This is a genomic window from Pseudoalteromonas sp. MMG013, assembly GCF_018100885.1.
GTDB lineage: Bacteria > Pseudomonadota > Gammaproteobacteria > Enterobacterales > Alteromonadaceae > Pseudoalteromonas > Pseudoalteromonas aurantia.
The window spans coordinates 314,737-334,163 of the sequence record NZ_JAGJEE010000003.1 but is presented as its reverse complement, the minus strand read 5'-3'; the positions used below and the strand labels follow the sequence as shown (position 1 = coordinate 334,163).

Sequence of the window (19,427 nt, the reverse complement as noted above, 5' to 3'; positions counted from 1 at the left end):
AATTCATCGCTTTTCCATCTGCTGACCAAAAGACCTCGCTACCTCAACACTTTTAAATTCGTATATTTTTACACATTGTTGCCATCTATCTGTGCGGCATAAATATACCGTGTTTTATAATCATCGTACTTTCTATAAAACGCGATGTGCTTGCCATTTGGTGAAATCGTGAGGTAGCCATCGCTTAATGTTAAGTGAACAACCCTTTGTCACTTTAAATGAAGACTCTAAAATATAATTGACTGGTGCCAGACAACTTGAAACAAAGCCGACTAGCGCAGTTGGAAGCATTATTGTCTTTATCTTGTTGAACTCCATGCCGTAACACATTTAATTATGTTAAATCATAATGTTCACTATTAAAAATTGACTAAACCTAGTAAAAATCTACAGAAAAACTGACACAAGTGCAGATTTATAGTGACATATAACTAAGCAGCAGCGACTTTCTTCTGCGTACTCCCACACTTTCCTAGCCAATTTTTCTGACAATACTTCCCGCTTGATTAGGAAGTTACTGGTATATCTGCAAAAAACTTCAATTTAAAAACAATATACAATGCAACAAAAACTTAACACCTTATTGTTAATGTATTTCATGAATACCCTATACAAAAATAAATCATCAATAAAAGGAATTGAATATGAATACCTCTTTTTACAAAAAGGTCAGTTCATTTGTTGGAAGTGCTTTAGTTGTGCTTTCAATAAATTCATACGCGCTACCTGAAATTAAACTCAACATGGCTCATGATGGCGACGAAGATATTCGCGTGTCATGGAGTCCAGTAGCTGGTGCAACACATTATAAATTGTCTACTACTACCTATGATTGTTATCGATTTCTCACCACAACAGAGTACGAAAGAGAGTTAAAGCTTTATTTTTTGGATGTCGCACACTTTAAAATCTCAGCAATGAAAAATGTCACAGGCACATGTAAAGGGACGGTGGTCGCGGCATCAAAAAATTTATCATACTGCGATTTATACCCAACTAAGCTCACTTGTCCGCAATTTAAGCGCCCAAAATACGCCTCCGAATTTTGGAATGCGTCATCGCGCGTGAGCAAGAACAACTGTTATAACTATGCTGCGAATGTAGCAACCAATAACTTTGCGCAACCAGGTTATGCATCTCGCTCAGGTAGATTCAGTGGCACCTGCGCGTCCGTTGTTGCAGCCGCGACAGGAGATGCAGGGATAGAGCCCACCAGCTATTTCAGTAACAGGTACAACCCTGACGAAACGCTATTAGCTTTAGTGGTTGCCCCTGGATTTGACTACCACTGGTATCGTCGTGATAACAATGGGGCTTGGTCACATAAAGCAGGTCAAACACCTGCAAAGAATAAAGATAATAGTGGTAAAATCATCACGGATCCGAGATCCGCGAATAGAGGTATATACACTGAATTTTGTGGTTACTTCAAAACCCGAAGCGCAAATAGAGCACAAAACTCAGGCAGTGCATCTATATCTGGAAACTGGGGCGGCTTTGCACCATTTGCTCATGAAACGTTCGCTAAAAATAATGACTCTCATATCAGTTTACTGATGTACTCAGGTCGACCAAACCCAACTATTTCACTTGCTGAACTTAGCTCAACAGGCGTCGAAGACTTACTGTCTGCAATTTCAGCATATTCATCTATTATCTTACCAGCCTCAAAAAATACCAATACTAACTTAATTTCTAACCGCCTAGGATACAAAGGCATTTTAATCGAAGATACCCAAGGTCTATTTGGTCAACCGGGACAAGAAATACTCATCCATAAAGGTGAAATGAGAGTACAAGCCGCTCCTATTAAAGGGTCAGCAGATATCTCTGGTGTCAGTGTGTGGAGTCAAACTAAAGCACTCGCGCAATTTGGTATCGACTTAAATGCGTTAGAAACAGAAGTTTTGAGTCTATTTGAAAAACAAAAAAACATTCACATTCAAGATTTAATCAATAAATAACACCATTATGACCCCATAGATACTCAGCTTAACTTTGCGTATCTATGGATTCAATTTTCATGCAAGTGTATTACTTCGCTAGATTAAGTTATATGAGTAAATCAACAAAGGCCGGTATGTAATAAGAATATCTACTCGGTAATAGCTCATTCACTGAAGCTAAAATGAATTTGTACATCGGATCCATGAACCTGTCGTTCTATTAGACCAGGACCAGTCATTACGTCTCATCCAATAAGTATCTTTATCTCCAAGAATAAACCACCAAGAATAAAGATCACCCTCTTGTGTTCTGCCTGACTCATTATCATACCTGATATGAATCATTTTGGGTGCAACAACCAATATCTCAGCACTTACAGTCTGTCCGTTCTCATATTCCAAGATTTGTTTCTTTTTATCTTCTGAGAGGGAATATTTAAATAAATTTTTTCCACAGTTATCATCAACAAAGCTCCATGTTCCTTGCATTAATTCCAGCGGCGAGACCTCATATTGTGGCGCTTTTGTACATGAGCTCAATAACCCAACTGCGAATAATGGTAGTAATCTCTTCATCGTATATTATCCAACTAATTAACTATCCTATAAATTCAAAGAAACTTTGTGTAATTAATGCATCACGGCCTATTGTATAAATATACGTGCTCGGCAACTTTCCATTTTATCATTATATGTGTGGATAATCTCTGTCATGGAGTTTTCGATTGGGGTAACATCAATAATTGCTTCGCATTTCAGATTAATCTCGCCCATACCATTTCTCTTCTTTCTGGACTGACCATAATCTATAACTTTGTCAGCGATATCGCTTGCTTTGTCAAATTGAATAATTGTTTTTTCCGTGGTAAACCGAATAAAAGAACGCTCATTCGCAGCGATTTTTATTTGATGTGACCGCCTATTTTCATATTTTTTTAATGTTTTGGGGGAGTTTCTCAAAGCATTCAAAAACTGCTGCCCTGCAAGCAAACCGATTTTCAGCGGAGTGTCACAACTTTCTGTTTTGCAATACTCGACGTTAGTATCACTCACACTCGATAATGACCTCAGCTTCAGGGTAGCAATAGGACCCGAACTAAGAGGCGTATAAGTTGAACACCCTGACAGAAAGGTTAATGTAGCAAAGAATAAATAATTTCTATACATAATGAGATCCTTCATTGCAACAGTGCATACTCATATCGTGTCGCTTTTCAAGTCGCAACGCATACCAAACAGCAATGTTTAATTCTTACTTTATTGCCAGTGGATGCTTGAAGAGCATACCAATGGCTTTAAAAAATATAAATTTGAATATTATATATTAACGTCCCAATCACAGCACCTTAAGAAATATATTACTATCAAAAGTTTAATAATTTTCTTCGTTTGTATTTCTTGCCTCATTAGTTTTCGCTATCCATTCATTTGACATAGCAACAAGCTGACTTATGTTGCTTTTAGTTGCAAGGGCCAGTGCGGTATTAAACGATGATATGGCTGCTTGCCAATCTTGTTCAGCTAATGCCAGTTCCCCCAAATCAATATGCATACTCGATTGCCCATACGGCTCTTGAATGGTTTGATAAAACCTTAACGCCTCAAAGATAGCCTCTCTTGCTTGGCTGAATTTTTTCTTATGAAGATGTATTTTACCAATCACTCTGTATGTATTCGCTAAATATAATAAATCATTGGTTTGTTCACTTTTAATTTTAACTTGATGCAAAATCGCCAAAGCCTCATCGAACTGCCTTTGCTGAGTCGTACTTAACGCTTGCCAAAACAGGAGTCTGCCTAAATTTTTCGTATCACCATTTTTAATCGCATACTCAATCCCTCGCTTGGCTGCTTGCTTGGCTTCTTCATATTTATTTAAATAAACCAATGACTTTACTAGCATTCTACTTGCTAAGAGATTCTCAGGTTCAGTGACAAGCACAGCTTGAAGCATAGTCACTGCGGTTGCAAAACTATCAGACTGCATCTCATCTATCGCGGTAGCAAGCATCTCATTTGCAAAGTTGTGCTGATACGTTTGAATTTCGCTAATCTCAGTCACCCCCATAGAATGCAGTATCAGTGAATATAAATCGGAGTATAGTTGGTTGGTATTATCGGCAAATAACGCGCCCCGCGTGATACTCCCTTTCTTATAAATACTATACACAAGCTGATAATCTCCGCTGTACCCAGACATAGCTTGCACAACAATAACCTCTGCACCTGATACTTCAAATAACCTTGAAACCGTTACTTCATCAAATTCTTCTTGGTTAACATCAGCACGTTTTAATGTATCAAGTACCTCTTCAGTAGGTAATACTGGTGCATCTAATTGAGGTTGTAAGTATTTAATCAACAGATCCATACCGCCATATTTGACCCACATATGCTCAGAATCTTCAATTCTATTCGTGACAGGTAATATCAAGACAGAACCCTGTTTCGCACCGTGATTTTCCGTACTGTACTTCACAGCGAATAAAAACAATAAACATAAAAAAACAATTAGGGGAGCTAAGTAATAATATTTTTTATGGTCGTCTAATTTAAAACGCGACCTTATGCTAGAAGCAGGCTCTTCACGTCCACTGTGCATATCAATTTCAGTGATAGTTTCCGATATGGAGTACCCTTTGCGTGGGTGTGTTTTTATCGTTGATGTGCCCTTAAAAATTTTACGCAATTCAGTCATAGACTGAAAAACAACATGTTCTTCAACGATTACGTCGTTCCAGACTTGTTGCAGTAAATCATGTTTACTGACTATTTCACCATTGGCTTGCAGTAATACCTTAAATACTTCGGCTGTTTTAGGCCTGATTTTAAACACTTCTTCTTTACAATGAATTTCATTTTTATGGGGGTAAAATAACCACTCACCAACCTGAAAATAGCTTAACATGCTTGTTCTCAATCCAATTATTATTGTTTAGGTCATATAAAACATCATAGGTTCTCCCTTTCACAAAAAACAGTAAGCAACTGTTAAATATAGAATTATAGAAACTTATAGAGTTTTATAATACGCGATACTACGCTATTTACGATATTGTAGCGCCAAATTAACGCAACCAGTGAATTTACAATTGAACAAACTTAAAAAATATATGCATATATACCCTGCAATGGTCACCATCATCATGACGTGCTTGTTTGTCGGCGCATTATTTGTTGTCAAAGTATTCGAGCCAACCCCAGTTCCATTATTTAATTGGCCAAGATTAATACTCATTACGGTCAGTTCTGCTGCCATACTTAGTATGCTAAAACAATTTGGTTGGACTAAAAGCGTCGGGGTCACTTCACCATACTCATCTTGGCACCCTAAGTGGCTTCTTTGTACCACCCCACTACTACTCATTGCACTTTTAAGTATGACAAGTGCAAATTGGGCTGAAGTACAACTTTCAACGCAGGTGCTAATTGCCTGGCTCTTTTCAAATTTTGCAACTGGGTTTTTCGAAGAAGTTCTCATGCGTGGTATGTGTTTTTACATATTACTTAAAGCTTGGGGAGCGACCAAGAAAGGCGTACTCCTTGCCGCTGTGTTCCAAGCCATCGTGTTTGGTTTAGCGCACCTTGGTAACCTATACCATATGCCTATGATAGACGTTGGCGCACAAGTCATATTTGCGACTTTGATCGGCATCGGTTTTGCTGGGCTCGTGTACTTCACACAGTCACTATGGCCTGCCATTATCGTGCATACCATAATCAATTGCGCTGGCACCATTAACGACTATCTAGTACCGCACACGAATGAATTACAAAGCCCTGGTTTTACTGGGTATATTGTGATCATTGTGATTTTTTTACTACTCTCAACATTACCCGGTTTGCTTTATATTAAAGCCAGTCAGCTGCATGTAACAGAACAAAACGGCTACTGAGAAAATAGACGCAGAGGTTAAATATGACACTATATAAAATATTATTAATTTTATCATTGGCCGTTATGCCCATTATGGCTGCTGAGAATAAAAACGAAAGTATAGCGACGACCGCCGCGCAATTGGCTTACCAACAGGCATTACTTAAAGTTGAGTCTGATCGGGCATTGCTGCTGGCAAGCAAGTCTATTTCATTTGTAGAAGTTCACGAGGAGCCAACAGGGGAATCAAAATCCACTGCAAAGTTACTGAGTTTAACCTCAAGTGGAGAAGAACATATCACACTATTGGATAACTCGACACAGCATGAAGCACAAACTGGGCTAAACTGGGAAAGCAGTTTATTAATTAACTCCGCTAGATTTCCAGATAACCCCGCACTTATTAATGAAACCGAAACGACGTGGATATTCCATATTCCAACTATGGTCAGCGCAGATATTGACGACACGGTGGAGCAAGTCGACAATAAAAAAGTCAACGCACGGTTGATGTCAGCGTTAACGTCTGAACTAACAGTTTCTAAACAATCACTGCGCTTTGTGTCATTGAAAACATATTCGAAACAAGCGTTTAAACCTGAGTCTTTAGTGAAGATCAGTAAATTCCACGTAAAGATAGACTATGGACAAACTTGGCCTGACGGTCCTTGGGTAGCTAAGTCTATTTCAAGAGTCGTGAAAGGCAGCTATGCATTTTTTATGACAGTTGATGAATCATCTAACACAAAGTTCCTTGACTTTCGAATGGTTAAACAACCTTCATTACCCTAAAGTTTGAAAAACAACGTCCATACTAAATAACAAGAATTTAGCATAATCGGCATACTTTAAAGTAACAGTGAAGACTAAGTACTGGCATATCAGTTTACACAGTTTACATCTGCAATAAATACTATTTTAAAAGGCTTAGGCCACCCCTAACCTTTTAAAATTGGTATGATGTAACAAATAATATTGTTTACCTCGACGGTTGAACTAATGCAGCTTCCATACGGCGACGCCTACGGATCCCTTCTAATTGGTGGTTTTGCTGCATACTCCCAATAAAATTAGCGCACTCATTCCAGTTTCCTTGCGCTATTGGTGTATTTAAAACATCTAGTCCTCGATTATGAGCCCCCCGATTAAAGGCTAAAGACAATAATGCTGTTTGCACACTATCCGGAGTTGTTGCATGCAACAAATGCGGAAACCTCTTGCCAATTGCGACCCAGTAAGGGTCAATAATTACTGGCAGTATTTGCAATGCTTGGCCTTTACTAATACGAATATCAATCAGATTTTTAGCCTTATTTAAATGACTTTTCGCTTCTCTACCTGTTAAGCCTATACAATCTATACATGCGTTTAATTGCGTTTGGTTCAAAATATGAGTGTAGTGTTTAAGAAGTTCATCTTTACTTTGTTGCCCTAAATCAAACCCAGGATCTAATGTAATCCCTGAGTGGCCGCCTGGCCAGTAAGCTTTTCCTGCATGCCCTTCACGAGTATGTATCCAAGCCAAATCACCTCGAAATGACTGCAATAAGTTAATGACGGTTGCTGAAGGTGCTTCTAGCTCGGTTACATCTGATTTAACAACACCAGCGAGATTATTTTCAATGACCAGCCAGGTATTATTATCAACTTCACCTGATGCGACTAATCCGTTTTCTTTTTGCAATCTCTTAACCGCATCTTGTGTGCTAACACCAAAGTACCCATCTGCTTCCAAGCGAATACCTATTAGTCTTAAAACACGCTGCAAGTGTCGAACTTCATCTCTAAACTGGGCTCTACCGCGATTAAAACCATCATCAAGTTTCAACATATTTTTATGTCCTTCTTTAATTCCCTTTATGAGTCATGTTACCTCTGTATGAACTCTAGATACAGCTTTAGTACCAAGTAAGTCGACCTCTATTTACGCATCTTTAAATCACAGCAGCACATTATTACTCAACATAAACCAATGTAACTCAAGCATTTGTGCTAAACTATAAAAGACATTAACTCAGGAGGCTGTAACTAAGAGTGAGTAGAGCAAAGCTAAGTCAAGATGAGAACTTATCCTTCAAGATCAATTATCAACTTCTTCCCAAAGAAACCAATCAACTCGACCTGTATTTTTCAATCCCGACCGATATGGGGATCAATACAAATACACTCAATGAAGTCGACTTCTTCAATGCCAACATTAAATCTCATAGTGCCTACTACTCTGAGCAATTACATTTACCATTGGTTCATAGTCGCTTTATCAGCCAAACCAAGCGAGAAAAAACCGGTTATCGGCTCAACTTAAATCTATTTTGCTACCAGCTCAGAATCGCACTAGACGCCGATGTGAAAGCCACACTACAACTTAAAGAGCCTGATGAATTTTTCCCTGCCGTGGCTATGTTAGTTGAACAAACAGACCGCTTACTGAAAAGTTTAAGGCGCTATACTCCGCCCGACAACAAGCTCAAATCATATCTTCAAAATGCTGACAACTACCTCAGCTGGCATACCGAACAAACATTTTTAAAGTTACTCTCCAGAGGCCCTAAATCAAGTGAGTTTAGCGAAGAACGTGCCACGTTAATTGATTTTTGTCAGCAAGAAAGCCAATACAGAACTGAACAAACCTACAACTCACAAGTGACATTGGACGACCCGAACCGCATCACCAATAAAATGAAGCTACTCGAACGACTGATTGAATATGGGGTGGTGTTTAATAAACAAACCACTGACTTAACGTTAAACTTAAAGCGATTAGTAAAAGGACTCGTAACCGGTGTGATCATGGCATTTGTGATGTTTATTGTGCTTAACGCGCGCTCTAATTTTCAAGAGGTTACCGTTGCCCTCATCGCGCTACTAGGTGTAATTTATGGACTCAGGGAAACATTCAAAGAAGATTTAACCCAATGGGCATGGCGCTTAATACAGCGAGGTCGCCCCAAATGGCGTAATAGATTTAAAAACTCCGTGAGTGACGATATCGTCTGCACACAAACCATTTGGCTCGAGCACATTCGCAAAAAAGACCTACCATCTGAGGTTAATAAACTATTTAAACAACGCCGACAGCAAAATAAGCAGGCTGCACATTTAATGCATTTCTGTACTAAAGATCAAGTTCATGTCAGTGAATTCTTGCCCGGTTACGATGAAGTGCAGCAACGTATTACATTCAACATGGCTTCATTTGTTCGCTACCTGAAGAAAGGTGCTGGAAAGCTATATACCTTAGAAGGCCAAAAGGTATCTAAAAAGTCGGTAGAACGGCGCTACCAAATTAACCTTGTACTACGTTTTTCAACCGATCACAGTACGCAACTAGAACGCTACAAACTCACCATGAACCGTTCTGAAATTGTTGCGATTGAACTAATGGACGAAGCATTAAATGACTAATCAGCGCACTTACTTTTATATACCACCATAGGCCATAAGAAAAGCGTCTGCCTCGTTAATTCATAAATCCGTTAAAAGATTTCGCTTAGCCAGTCACTTCAGAAAGTGGGTCAGTAAAACCAACCATTTTACTTGTTTAAATTCCACACAACAGCTTTCATCATTTGCTTGAAAGGAGTCACCTGCCAGTAGCGCTCCCCTTATAAAACATTTTCTGCTGACGGAGTAATCAATGCGCCTCTTCGTGTCATAGCCACTCTAATTAAGAATAACGCTGCATCCTCCATTGAGTTAACAGCCTATTTTTACCCGCCACTCATCATTTATCGATAATTATTCTCACAATGTGTTTAGATTGAAAGCTAAAAATATTCAAATTCCGAGCTCAATAAAAACAGGGACAAACAACTCATCTCTGAGGAAGGAGAATCGTACTTCGATCTTCTTTAATTACATTTAAAACACTTGAATGAAACCTTTAATTAACATACATTCTCTGTGTTTTGTTCAAAAACACAACAACTAAAATTAAAGGATAATACCTATGATACCGTGTAAAGTTCGCAAGGCCGTGCTTCCAGTATGTGCATTGCTTTTGTCATCAGCTACTTTTGCTGGTGTATTAGACGCCTCAGCGCAAAAAACAGACATCGCTAAAATTGTCTCTCATCAGCTATCGCTTAATGCGGGGCACGCTGGGATCACCACCCAAGATGTTAAAGAGCATATTATTAATCACCCTGATGCACAGTTTATTAAAATAAACTTTGCGCAGTTGTCGTTACCTGAAGGGGCATACATTGAAGTCAGTAATTTAGAAGGTACAGAAAGCTATCGTTATGACCACAATGACAGCGATGTCAAAGCGTCTATGTCGGTGTCATCAGACACAGTTAAAGTAACGCTAGTTTCACCTAGCTCAGTACAATGGGGCGAAAGTCATGGTGTTGAAATACAAGACTTCTACGCCGGCTTCTCTGATTTTGAATTAGCTGAAAGAGCCGCTATTTTTGAAAGTGGTGATATTCAGCCTAACTCAACTTGCGGTGTTAATGAGCGTCAAGACGTTGCCTGTTGGGAAGAGTCTCACCCGGTTGAATATGAACGTAGCCGCCCAGTTGCGCGCTTGCTTATCGGTGGTCGTAGCCTGTGTACTGCGTGGCGTGTTGGTGCCGATAATCATATGTTTACCAACAACCATTGTTTTAGCAGTGCAGCAGATACCAAAAATGTTGAAGTATGGTTTAACTACCAACGTACAGGCTGTGGTACAGGCACAACCAATAACACAGTGAAAGTGAACGGCGACCAGCTTTTGGCCACCGATTATGCGCTAGATTACACCTTATTTACTGTGCAAGAGTTTGAAAAAATTAAACAGTTTGGCCACTTTGGGCTAGATGCAAATGCACAAAATCAAGGCGAGCGTATCTATATCCCGCAGCATGGTGCGGGTAACCCGAAAGAGTTGGCAATTGAAAGTGACTTAAACGCAAATGGGCTGTGTCAGATTGACCAAACCGTCACAGCGGGTCGTGGTAGCGATACAGACATGGGTTATAAATGTGACACCATCGGAGGCTCTTCAGGCTCACCTGTATTGTCGGCAAAAAACAACGATGTTATTGCCCTACACCATTATGGTAATAGCACGCAGTGTACAACTAAATTAAACCGCGGCACACGTATTGAGTTAATTTGGCCAAAAGTAGCCACCCATTTTGGTGGTGTGTTACCAGTAGGAGATAATGGTAACTCAGGCAATAACCCGCCAGTTGCTCAGATTACGACACAGTGTTCGCAATTAACATGCAGCTTTGATTCAAGCATGTCATCTGACTCTGACGGTAATATTGTCGCCACTGCGTGGGATTTTGGCGATGGTACAACAAGTACGACTGCTGGTTTAGTCACACATACCTATCAGCAAGCCGGAACATATAACGTCTCGCTGGTTGTGACAGACAACGGCAACGCGCAAGACAGTGCCGTAGTTGAGGTGACAGTCACGGCAACTGGTAACCAAGCCCCTGTTGCTGACTTCACGTATTCAGTCAATGGCCTGTCAGTGAACTTTGCCGATGCTTCAACAGATGACTCAGGCGTTATAGAGTATTTATGGGCGTTTGGTGATGGCAATAGCAGCCAAATGCAAAACCCATCTCATGCCTACGTTGCTGCAGGTACTTACCCTGTCACACTCACAGTGACCGATGCACAAGGTGAACAATCGACTAAATCAAGTTCAGTCGTCATTTCGGATAGCAACTGTAATGTTGCCGTATGGGATAGTTCAAGTGTTTACCTCAAAGGCGACCAAGCGTCTCAAAATGGCAGCGTTTATGAAGCGAAATGGTGGACACAAGCTCAGTCTCCGGCAGATAACTCGTCTACATGGGCAGTTTGGAAATGGGTGAGAAACTGTAATTAAGTGATTTGAACTAATACAAGATTGAACCGAGTTAAAGTGCTAGCCTTAACTTGGTTCAATCTTTTATTTCCACGTTTCTAAAATAGATGTGACGGTTAGTGGCTGAATACAAGAAAGTGTATAATTCGCTAAATAAAACGGGTCAGCCGCTTGCTTCACAGTACTATTTAATTCAAATATATCAGCATCATATGCTACTAACGCAGAGTATTTTAGCAGGTGCCCTTCCTTCAAGTATGATGTCAATTCAATTACACGAAAACTAGATGCTTGCTCCAATAAATCATGGATCAGATATTCTACTGTCGCTCCGTTACTCAATACCTCCTATAAATACTATAGCGTCAAGAATCAGTGAAAAATCAGTAAAACGTCATGTTTACCTCTTTAATATCTTTATAATTTCCCTAAATTTTTCATTAAAATAAAGACGGTGCTCTATGTCATCTAAAAAAATTTCAGGAATAAAATGTCTACTGTTTTCTATCTGCTTTCTTAGTGTAACGACTGGATGTCAAACGAATCAAAAAGCGACTTCCCAGCCTTATTCCATTATTTATGGGTTCAAAGAAGGTGATAATAAATCAATTTATTTGAGCGATGAACAAGGGAAGAGACGTATAAAGATTATTGATGTGCCTAATAACGCAGGCGGCTACCCTGCTGTTTCGCCTACAGGTAAGCAAATTGCTTTTTATGGTAAATACGACAAACGAAAAACTTGGTCTATTCACACCGCTGATATCGATGGCACCAACATGCGCCGTTTAACCAATTTAAAAAACGCTTGGGACTACGGCCCTGCATTTTCTTCTGATGGGAAAACCATTGTATTCGGCCGAGAGTACACTGATAAAAACGGCGACATGCAAGAAGGAATTTGGCTGATGGACTCAGACGGCACCGAACAACACCAGATAAAAGGATTAGCGGGAGGCGCTCCAGATTTTATGCCCGATGGACGACTACTCTTTCATTCTAAAGGCCGCTTTTCTAAAACGGCTGCAGCGCAAATAAGCATTGCCAATATCGATGGTAGTAACGTGATCCAACTTACCAATGATGATACAGATAACTTCAACCCAAAGATCTCGCCTGATGGCACCCAAATCGCTTACCTTTCAAATCGAGATGGTAACCAAGAGGTTTATGTGATGAACGTCGATGGCTCCAACCAAACACGGCTTACTAGAAACCGAATTAGAGATGGTGACCCTGCCTGGTCTCCCGACGGATCTAAAGTCTTTTTTACATCGCAGAACGTATTTGGAATTTATGATATTTATAAGGTCGACAAAGATGGCTCATCCACTGAGAGAGTGCTAATTAATGCATCTCAAACAGCCACTGTCTTTCACGTTGATAAGCACTATCTGGAAAGATTAACGCGCGCCACACAATAATAAAAACAATATGGCGTATCGGGGGTTGGCAAGAATCATCATCTAGATACAGGTACTCTTACCTGTATCTAGCAAAGTCAGGGAAGTTCACATGCCAAACGGCTTAGGAATAGGTCTCTGAACTGTCTTTTAAAAGTGTGAGAACCGTCACGGAATGGGATGAGAGGAATGGACTTCCTCCCAAATGTAAAAAGCTCATGAGCATGACCAAAGATCAGGAACTTAACATCTGTGAAGATTTGTGACAGTCCATAATGTTGTATGACAAGATGGAGCTACAACAGGTCAAGTGGTGAAACTGCAACGAATATTAGCAGGGATTGCACTTTTGGAATTCAATCAGAATTAGAGGTCAAGACTTCGACATATTTGTTGAGATTAGCCGGAGCTATAGCGAATATGAAAAAATAGCAATATATTCAATAAGCTACACCTAAAAAAGAACTGAACTATAAGAAGAGCTCGGCTCTTAGTGAGTCCTTAAGCTGCTTGATTCAATATATTTTCTAAACGCTGATGTAATAGCTCATCAAGGGAATCTGCAAACTGCTTATAAAAAGGGATATCTTTAATTATTCGGTCAATAGTACGCTCGTTGGGCATAGAGTACTGATGAATAAGAGCATTTCTAGCGCCAGTTAAAGCATTAAATTTACCTTTGATATCTACGACTGTTACCTCAGGTTCATCCTGTAACATAGACTCACGTGAAATTGTCACAAGACAATTCGAAAATAAGTCCTCAATGTCTAAACGCTTAAATAACTTCTCCACCACGGTACTACCGTGTTTACCATAACTAAAGCTGGTATCAATTTTCAAATCGTTAACAGGGCTATCACAAGATAAAATCTTAGCCAAATTGATCAGTGGATCTTTACATAACGGGTTCTTTGCTTTCACTTTTTGAACCAGCTCTTCATTAAAATGATAGTGGACAGAAGACATTAATAACGCTTCTGGTACTTTATCCCTGGGTAAGCCTGCTTGTTCAATTTTAAATATATACTCCTCAGCTATCGTCTCAAATAAACACTCCAGATGAGTACCAAGAAATAAGACAGTAGAACGTAACATTAAATCTCTTTTATTAAGCTTTCCTAGTTTCTTATAGCCATTGGCTATCTTTATAAGCTGGTTAAGCTCCCCAAGTGAATCATGAAAATCTGTAACAGCCTCGAAGTATTGAACTGCCATCTAGATTACCTCAAATTCTTTCAAGCCAAGCTTTAAACGAGTAGCAAACTTTTTAGAATCAGCTGTTGCATAAGTAATTGCTTCAATAAACTCTTCGTTAAGACAAAGGTTTTTAACGCACTTAATATAGAAATCCTGACGATTTTGACACTGCTCCGGTGATAAATGAGAAAAACAAAGCATCAAAACATCTATAAGAGAGCGGTTTACTCTACGTTCGTAGCCGCCATCTGGCAGAGGTCTCCTAAAAGCTTCGTCCCCAAGAACGTTGTGAATGTTATTCATACAGATGGTGAAGGCATTCTCAAGCTCTTGAAGTTTACTTGCCTCGCTATTTTGATAACTTTCCATAAAGTTATTTAAAAAAGTCTTCATTCTACCGGGGTAGTTGAGCTTCTGTTCGTTTAGGTCGTAGTTTTCTCTTATTGCAAAGAACCTCAACGCAATTTCAACATCTGCAAAACGCTTATGAGGCCCACTTTGTTTTAAAGAAGTCAAAAAGTACTGGTTATTTGAACATCGTTTAAGAAACGCGTTGAACTCACCACGGTAAAGGCAGTTTCTAAGTTCTTGTTCATTTAGTTTTACAGAACCTGTATTTAGGCGCATGAATACATCGTATTTAATATCAGGGTGCGTTTCAGCCAAAAGCACTACAACTCTGAACATTCCGTTACCCAACATTCGCTTTGCTTTTGGAGGTAGATTATGGAATGTAAGTCCGTTTAATTCTGAAAGTACTTCTAAACGCGATAATTTGAACTCATTCTTGAAGAATCTATTTAGGCTCGTAAGGCGCTGCATGCCATCGATAACATTCCATTGTGATTCATTATTCTCTGCAACATAGATAACAGGAATTGGTATATTTAGAAGGATTGACTCAATTAAAAGTGAGGCTTTCTTGTTTTCCCAAAGATAGTTACGCTGATAGTCAGGATCCAAGTCGATATCATTGTCATCTATCATCCAAATTAAGTCTTTAACACTTTTATCATATGATTGTGTTCTTAGCGTTCTTACTTCCTTTGGGATCTCATTGGGTTCGATATCGCTATCACCAGATTCATCTTCGAAGATCTCAATTTCCTCTGCATCTTCAGCAAAAAAGTCAGGAATCATTGTCAACCTATCTAACATATTGAATTTTTGTATACTTTATAGTTGCATATTAAAATTGTCTACAGAAAATAATGATACGGACGTTGGCAAATAAAGTTGTTATGGAAGTACTCTTTCAAGAATGTTTTTCAAGCAATATGTCTAAAGGTATGTTAAATGAGTTGAGATTTCAACATGGAAACAATTAGTCATTGATTCAGTGAAGAGTGATAGATAGCTCAAATTTACCCCGTGATATAACACGGCGATTTACAGCGACCAACATTATAAGAATGGATAACATTTAGTCGATCAAGAGTTCATGAACAGGATGCGAATGAGTAAAAGGTCTAAGCAACTTTGGGGCAGAAACGACTTACGCTGATGGCCCGCCTTGCTCTTTTGACAACCGCCCAATTGTTGCCATGGAAAAATCGAGAGGCGTTATTTTACTTTGTTGCTCAAGCACTGCATTCAATACGGTTAAGGCATTGGCAGTTCTTGTGGTGGCGCTTGCGCAAAGCTCTTGCAGCACTAGGGTTGGGTCAACTGGTTTAGCCATTTTTCTTTACTCCTAAAGTGGCTGTTGCCATATTTGCTAATGTTCTAATGCTAATGCCTGTATTACTTTCAAGCGCTTGTACTCCTTGTTCGAGCGGGCCTGCGTCTTTTAAGTAAGCTTCAGTATCAAGGTAAGTTGAAAGCATTGTCATGGCTTTGCTTTTGTCTGGCTCTTTGGTGGCATGTAGCATAGCATTGACCATCACATTGCCAAGCTTAAGCTGCATCAAGATTGGTTGGTAGCCCACACGCATCAGCAGGAACTAGTTTGATAGCAGAGGTCTTAAAACCTTATCAAAGATCATCCCTTCCTCGTATTTTTAGAGTTAGCCAATGATATGCATGCTGTCTTCACAGAATTGATTTAATTGTCTAATAGAAATAGAAACACTCTCAGACTTTTAATTAATCTTGCAGGGTTATATTTCAATTTTTATGCGGGGTTTTACTAAAAATTTGCAGACTTACACTTCAAACAACAAACTGGAGTTTGTAGTCTAAGTTTGCATAAAGCGAGCCGGTTACTTCAATGAATTAACTGTGTGATTGAAGTATAACTTGGCATAAAAGTGAAGTAAAAAGATGCAAAAAATGACCTCACTATCCAGTAAATGAAACATTCTGATTTGCAGTCATCATATGAGATAGTTTGGCTCCCCATTCACAGTTGATTGCGAAATTAAGCTTTCGTATTCTGGGTGATGTTCATTGATGTAAGCTAGTATTAACTGAGAACAGTCTTCTATATAGTCCTTTCTTGATTCTATCATCCTATACAAATCGACATCATTACATTCTGGTTCAGCTAGAAACTCATCAATTAAAATATCAAAATTCCTTATTTTATTAGCAAGTTGATGAACATTGCGAATATGTTCTGCTGAAAGAAAACCAAACAAGCTTGTATCTTCTGAAGCCTTCAGAGCTCCATATTTCGCCAAGCGCAAGCGTCGCATAACCTCGGTACGTTGTTTCATATCTTCATCTAAATAACGTATCGGAAATAATGGAACGGAAAAGTGGTGTGCTACACTCAACAATTCTCCAGCTAATAACCGTATACTCTCCTCTTTATTATTTTTATCATCCAATCTAGCTATTTTATAGCTCCAGTAGATATTAATAAGCGCTGCCAAGACAGCCCCGATAGCAACTCCTATGGTAATGTCAATATTCAAGTCATACTCCTTCACTATTGAAGTTTATTCATTTAAATCAAATACCTCTACAAGGTTTAAGTTTTTACTTGTCAGTTAAAAGGTATGATGCTCTCAACTCCAAACTTATTACCTAACAGTAATTTATGTAATTCTATACTGTTAACCTGCTCATGCAATTGTGAGTAAATCTGAAATTGTTTGTATGCTTTTTTGTACTGATGATGATCAATCAAGTTTTTCAAGATCGTCTTTAAACTGCCAGATTCAATAGATACAACAGAAGTAGATACATCCGTTGAACTAATTTTTCTTTTTAGCAAACTTGGTTTTTTAAACTCTCCAGCAGACAAGACCTCCCAACTCTTATTCCACGCACTAACAATCTCTTCTTGCTCACCTATATTGCGCGCTTTAGTGATTTCACCTGTAAATTCGTGCCGTAGTACTCTAAACTCAATAAGCTCACATCGCATCTCAGCTAGAACGGGAACCATATCTTCGCTAGATTTACAACGACTTAGAAGCACAGACATTAGTGGTGGAATAGACTTAACCTCAGATACAAAAGGTGTTGCCAATGTCTCAGACACCCTAACAAACCTCTGATTATGATATAATGCATAGTCCAAATAGCCTTTTAGAATAGCATCTGTAATGTTATGATTTTTATAAGCGAACTCAGAAACAGCGCCTAAGGAAAGTGGCAACACATTTATACTATTTGTAATTTCTGCCATTTCATTCGTATAACACCAGTGCCAAAGCCTGAGTTGAGTCAAGAACTTTGACTCAAGCATTTCCTTGCAATGCAAGTCATTTTGAGCTTTCCGTACAATTTCAAGACCGATTCCCGGATCATGTTGTATTTGCCACAAGTCATTTTCTTTTGCTAACTCCTCAAATGCCAAAACGTGCAAGTTTACATCTATAGAAATATGATCTGTCATGTCAGTTGAGTGAGATAGAGCTTCTCTGGCAACAGTTTTAATTGCTCCTTCACACCGCCTACTCAGCTCTAACACGATTCTGTTATTGACGTAGTTTTCAGATACAAAGACTTCATCAAATAAAATTACGGACGAAATGAATGCCTCAACTCTAGATATCTGCTCAAAAGATAGCTTTTTATAGAGTTTGCTTGAAAGGCAATCAAACGCGTCTATACACCAATTTGATATAACTGCTGAATTTCTCATTTTGTTCACTTTATAAGTTACGGAGCCTGGGTTTCAATATGTTTATTTGACTATAAACTGTACTTAAGGAGTCGCTAATCTTTTATACTCTTCATCTACAGAGGTTCTTAAGGTAAGCATATACTCATTGTCATTATTTTTTGAACGGTAGGCTTTTCTTTGAGGATGTTCTGGATTTTCCATCCAAAAAGTAAGCCGTTTAAACAACTTTCTACCACCTCCAAACTTTTTCCCCCACATGAGTGAAAATTCATATTGAAGCCGCTCGAAGTAGTCTTTTTCTGTCTCCGTTGATTTAATCAGCATCAAATTGGCGACTTCTCTTATAGCTTTATCCATAGTTGCTAAATACCACGCCTGCCCAGTATCATTATTAGCTAGACTTATCCACTGTTGGAGTAAAGCCAAATCCCATGCCGCATTTCTCACATCTAACACCGATTGGGACTTCAACATTTTCGGAATTCTCTTGTGACTGAAATAAATAGCCATGAAGTAAAACCCTGGAGCACAGAACACATACTCTTCAAACATCCAATCTAGCAACATAACCACAGCTTCGTAGTCATTTTTACATTGTGCACGGATACATAATGCTTTCTTGATAACCACAATATTAAATTCAAAACCTTTGACTCGATACGACTCATCGAAGCTTATCAGCTCACCACTTTCAAACGTTGGGACTATGGTTTTGGGAATGCTTGATATCTTATTCAAACAAATATCAAGATAGTAATTTGCGTCAATATTATCAGCCGAGCGAAAATAACTAAGATCCAAATCAGCAGCTTTCACAGAGGTTCTCTCTATATATTCATGATAAGAAAGCCCCGGTTCTGATGTAATTTTAGCCGCATTGAAAAAAGCTTGGAGTCCAGCTGCTAGTCTATGACACCGACTTTGCTCGAAATTATCAGAAAGTTGTATACCTTTAGCGAGATCTATAAGGTAAGAAACGATGTTCCTATCTAACAAGCAACTCACTCTCTTTCCTGGATTTAAAAGATAATTTTCAAGTTTGTACGTTTCTTCAGACTCTATTGCATAGGGATTCATTAATACTTTTGCATCCACTAAAAGTGACTCGACTTTTTTAAATTCGTAAAGCCTTTCATGAAAAATAATTGCTTCCATTTTCATCCTTATT

18 protein-coding genes are annotated in these 19,427 nt (G+C 38.9%); 6 read left to right on the top strand and 12 right to left on the bottom strand.

Annotation, left to right across the window (positions count from 1 at the left end):
* Positions 1 to 644 precede the first annotated feature (644 nt).
* Positions 645 to 1,964, top strand: a complete 1,320-nt coding sequence (locus J8L98_RS04960; protein WP_210995552.1) for a hypothetical protein — start codon at positions 645 to 647, stop codon at positions 1,962 to 1,964.
* Positions 1,965 to 2,123: 159 nt separating this feature from the next.
* On the opposite strand, the gene J8L98_RS04955 is transcribed toward J8L98_RS04960, so the two are convergent.
* The 3 genes from J8L98_RS04955 to J8L98_RS04945 form a co-directional block, all read right to left on the bottom strand.
* Complete coding sequence (locus tag J8L98_RS04955; RefSeq protein WP_210995551.1) at positions 2,124 to 2,522, bottom strand: hypothetical protein; 399 nt, start codon at positions 2,520 to 2,522, stop codon at positions 2,124 to 2,126.
* Between the two features lie 69 nt (positions 2,523 to 2,591).
* On the bottom strand, positions 2,592 to 3,113 hold the full coding sequence (locus J8L98_RS04950; RefSeq protein WP_210995550.1) for a hypothetical protein: 522 nt from the start codon (positions 3,111 to 3,113) through the stop codon (positions 2,592 to 2,594).
* 205 nt (positions 3,114 to 3,318) lie between these two features.
* Positions 3,319 to 4,854, bottom strand: a complete 1,536-nt coding sequence (locus J8L98_RS04945) for a winged helix-turn-helix domain-containing protein (protein WP_210995549.1) — start codon at positions 4,852 to 4,854, stop codon at positions 3,319 to 3,321.
* A gap of 184 nt (positions 4,855 to 5,038) precedes the next feature.
* Between J8L98_RS04945 and J8L98_RS04940 the strand changes: the two genes are divergently transcribed.
* Together J8L98_RS04940 and J8L98_RS04935 are read left to right on the top strand one after the other, a co-directional pair.
* Entirely contained in the window at positions 5,039 to 5,842 is an 804-nt protein-coding gene (locus J8L98_RS04940; protein ID WP_210995548.1) for a type II CAAX endopeptidase family protein, read from the top strand.
* 23 nt (positions 5,843 to 5,865) lie between these two features.
* Complete coding sequence (locus J8L98_RS04935; protein WP_210995547.1) at positions 5,866 to 6,615, top strand: hypothetical protein; 750 nt, start codon at positions 5,866 to 5,868, stop codon at positions 6,613 to 6,615.
* Positions 6,616 to 6,802: 187 nt separating this feature from the next.
* Here the strand turns inward: J8L98_RS04935 and J8L98_RS04930 are convergent, their stop codons facing one another.
* The gene (locus J8L98_RS04930) at positions 6,803 to 7,654 is read right to left on the bottom strand and encodes a pesticin C-terminus-like muramidase (RefSeq protein ID WP_210995546.1); all 852 of its coding nucleotides are present in this window, start codon (positions 7,652 to 7,654) and stop codon (positions 6,803 to 6,805) included.
* A 203-nt stretch (positions 7,655 to 7,857) separates the two neighbouring features.
* On the opposite strand from J8L98_RS04930, the gene J8L98_RS04925 reads away from it, so the two are divergent.
* Together J8L98_RS04925 and J8L98_RS04920 are read left to right on the top strand one after the other, a co-directional pair.
* A complete protein-coding gene (locus J8L98_RS04925; RefSeq protein ID WP_210995545.1) occupies positions 7,858 to 9,228 on the top strand; it encodes a hypothetical protein in 1,371 nt (456 codons plus the stop codon).
* A gap of 544 nt (positions 9,229 to 9,772) precedes the next feature.
* A complete protein-coding gene (locus tag J8L98_RS04920) occupies positions 9,773 to 11,659 on the top strand; it encodes a PKD domain-containing protein (RefSeq protein ID WP_210995544.1) in 1,887 nt (628 codons plus the stop codon).
* Between the two features lie 63 nt (positions 11,660 to 11,722).
* Here J8L98_RS04920 and J8L98_RS04915 read toward each other — a convergent pair whose 3' ends face one another.
* On the bottom strand, positions 11,723 to 11,980 hold the full coding sequence (locus J8L98_RS04915; RefSeq protein ID WP_210995543.1) for a hypothetical protein: 258 nt from the start codon (positions 11,978 to 11,980) through the stop codon (positions 11,723 to 11,725).
* Positions 11,981 to 12,099: 119 nt separating this feature from the next.
* Between J8L98_RS04915 and J8L98_RS04910 the strand changes: the two genes are divergently transcribed.
* Complete coding sequence (locus J8L98_RS04910) at positions 12,100 to 13,062, top strand: DUF5050 domain-containing protein (protein ID WP_210995542.1); 963 nt, start codon at positions 12,100 to 12,102, stop codon at positions 13,060 to 13,062.
* A 480-nt stretch (positions 13,063 to 13,542) separates the two neighbouring features.
* Here J8L98_RS04910 and J8L98_RS04905 read toward each other — a convergent pair whose 3' ends face one another.
* From J8L98_RS04905 to J8L98_RS04875, 7 genes are all read right to left on the bottom strand, one after another.
* Positions 13,543 to 14,259 (bottom strand): HEPN domain-containing protein, encoded by a 717-nt coding sequence (locus tag J8L98_RS04905; protein WP_210995541.1) that lies wholly within the window; start codon positions 14,257 to 14,259, stop codon positions 13,543 to 13,545.
* The gene (locus J8L98_RS04900; RefSeq protein ID WP_210995540.1) at positions 14,260 to 15,381 is read right to left on the bottom strand and encodes a DUF262 domain-containing protein; all 1,122 of its coding nucleotides are present in this window, start codon (positions 15,379 to 15,381) and stop codon (positions 14,260 to 14,262) included.
* A 355-nt stretch (positions 15,382 to 15,736) separates the two neighbouring features.
* Positions 15,737 to 15,922 (bottom strand): gamma-mobile-trio protein GmtX, encoded by a 186-nt coding sequence (gene gmtX, locus J8L98_RS04895; RefSeq protein ID WP_210995539.1) that lies wholly within the window; start codon positions 15,920 to 15,922, stop codon positions 15,737 to 15,739.
* On the bottom strand, positions 15,915 to 16,169 hold the full coding sequence (locus J8L98_RS04890) for a hypothetical protein (RefSeq protein ID WP_210995538.1): 255 nt from the start codon (positions 16,167 to 16,169) through the stop codon (positions 15,915 to 15,917). The genes gmtX and J8L98_RS04890 overlap by 8 nt, the downstream gene beginning before the upstream one ends.
* Before the next feature lie 387 nt (positions 16,170 to 16,556).
* A complete protein-coding gene (locus tag J8L98_RS04885) occupies positions 16,557 to 17,099 on the bottom strand; it encodes a hypothetical protein (protein WP_210995537.1) in 543 nt (180 codons plus the stop codon).
* A gap of 71 nt (positions 17,100 to 17,170) precedes the next feature.
* The gene (locus J8L98_RS04880) at positions 17,171 to 18,277 is read right to left on the bottom strand and encodes a hypothetical protein (RefSeq protein WP_210995536.1); all 1,107 of its coding nucleotides are present in this window, start codon (positions 18,275 to 18,277) and stop codon (positions 17,171 to 17,173) included.
* A 63-nt stretch (positions 18,278 to 18,340) separates the two neighbouring features.
* Positions 18,341 to 19,414 (bottom strand): hypothetical protein, encoded by a 1,074-nt coding sequence (locus J8L98_RS04875; protein ID WP_210995535.1) that lies wholly within the window; start codon positions 19,412 to 19,414, stop codon positions 18,341 to 18,343.
* Positions 19,415 to 19,427: the final 13 nt, after the last annotated feature.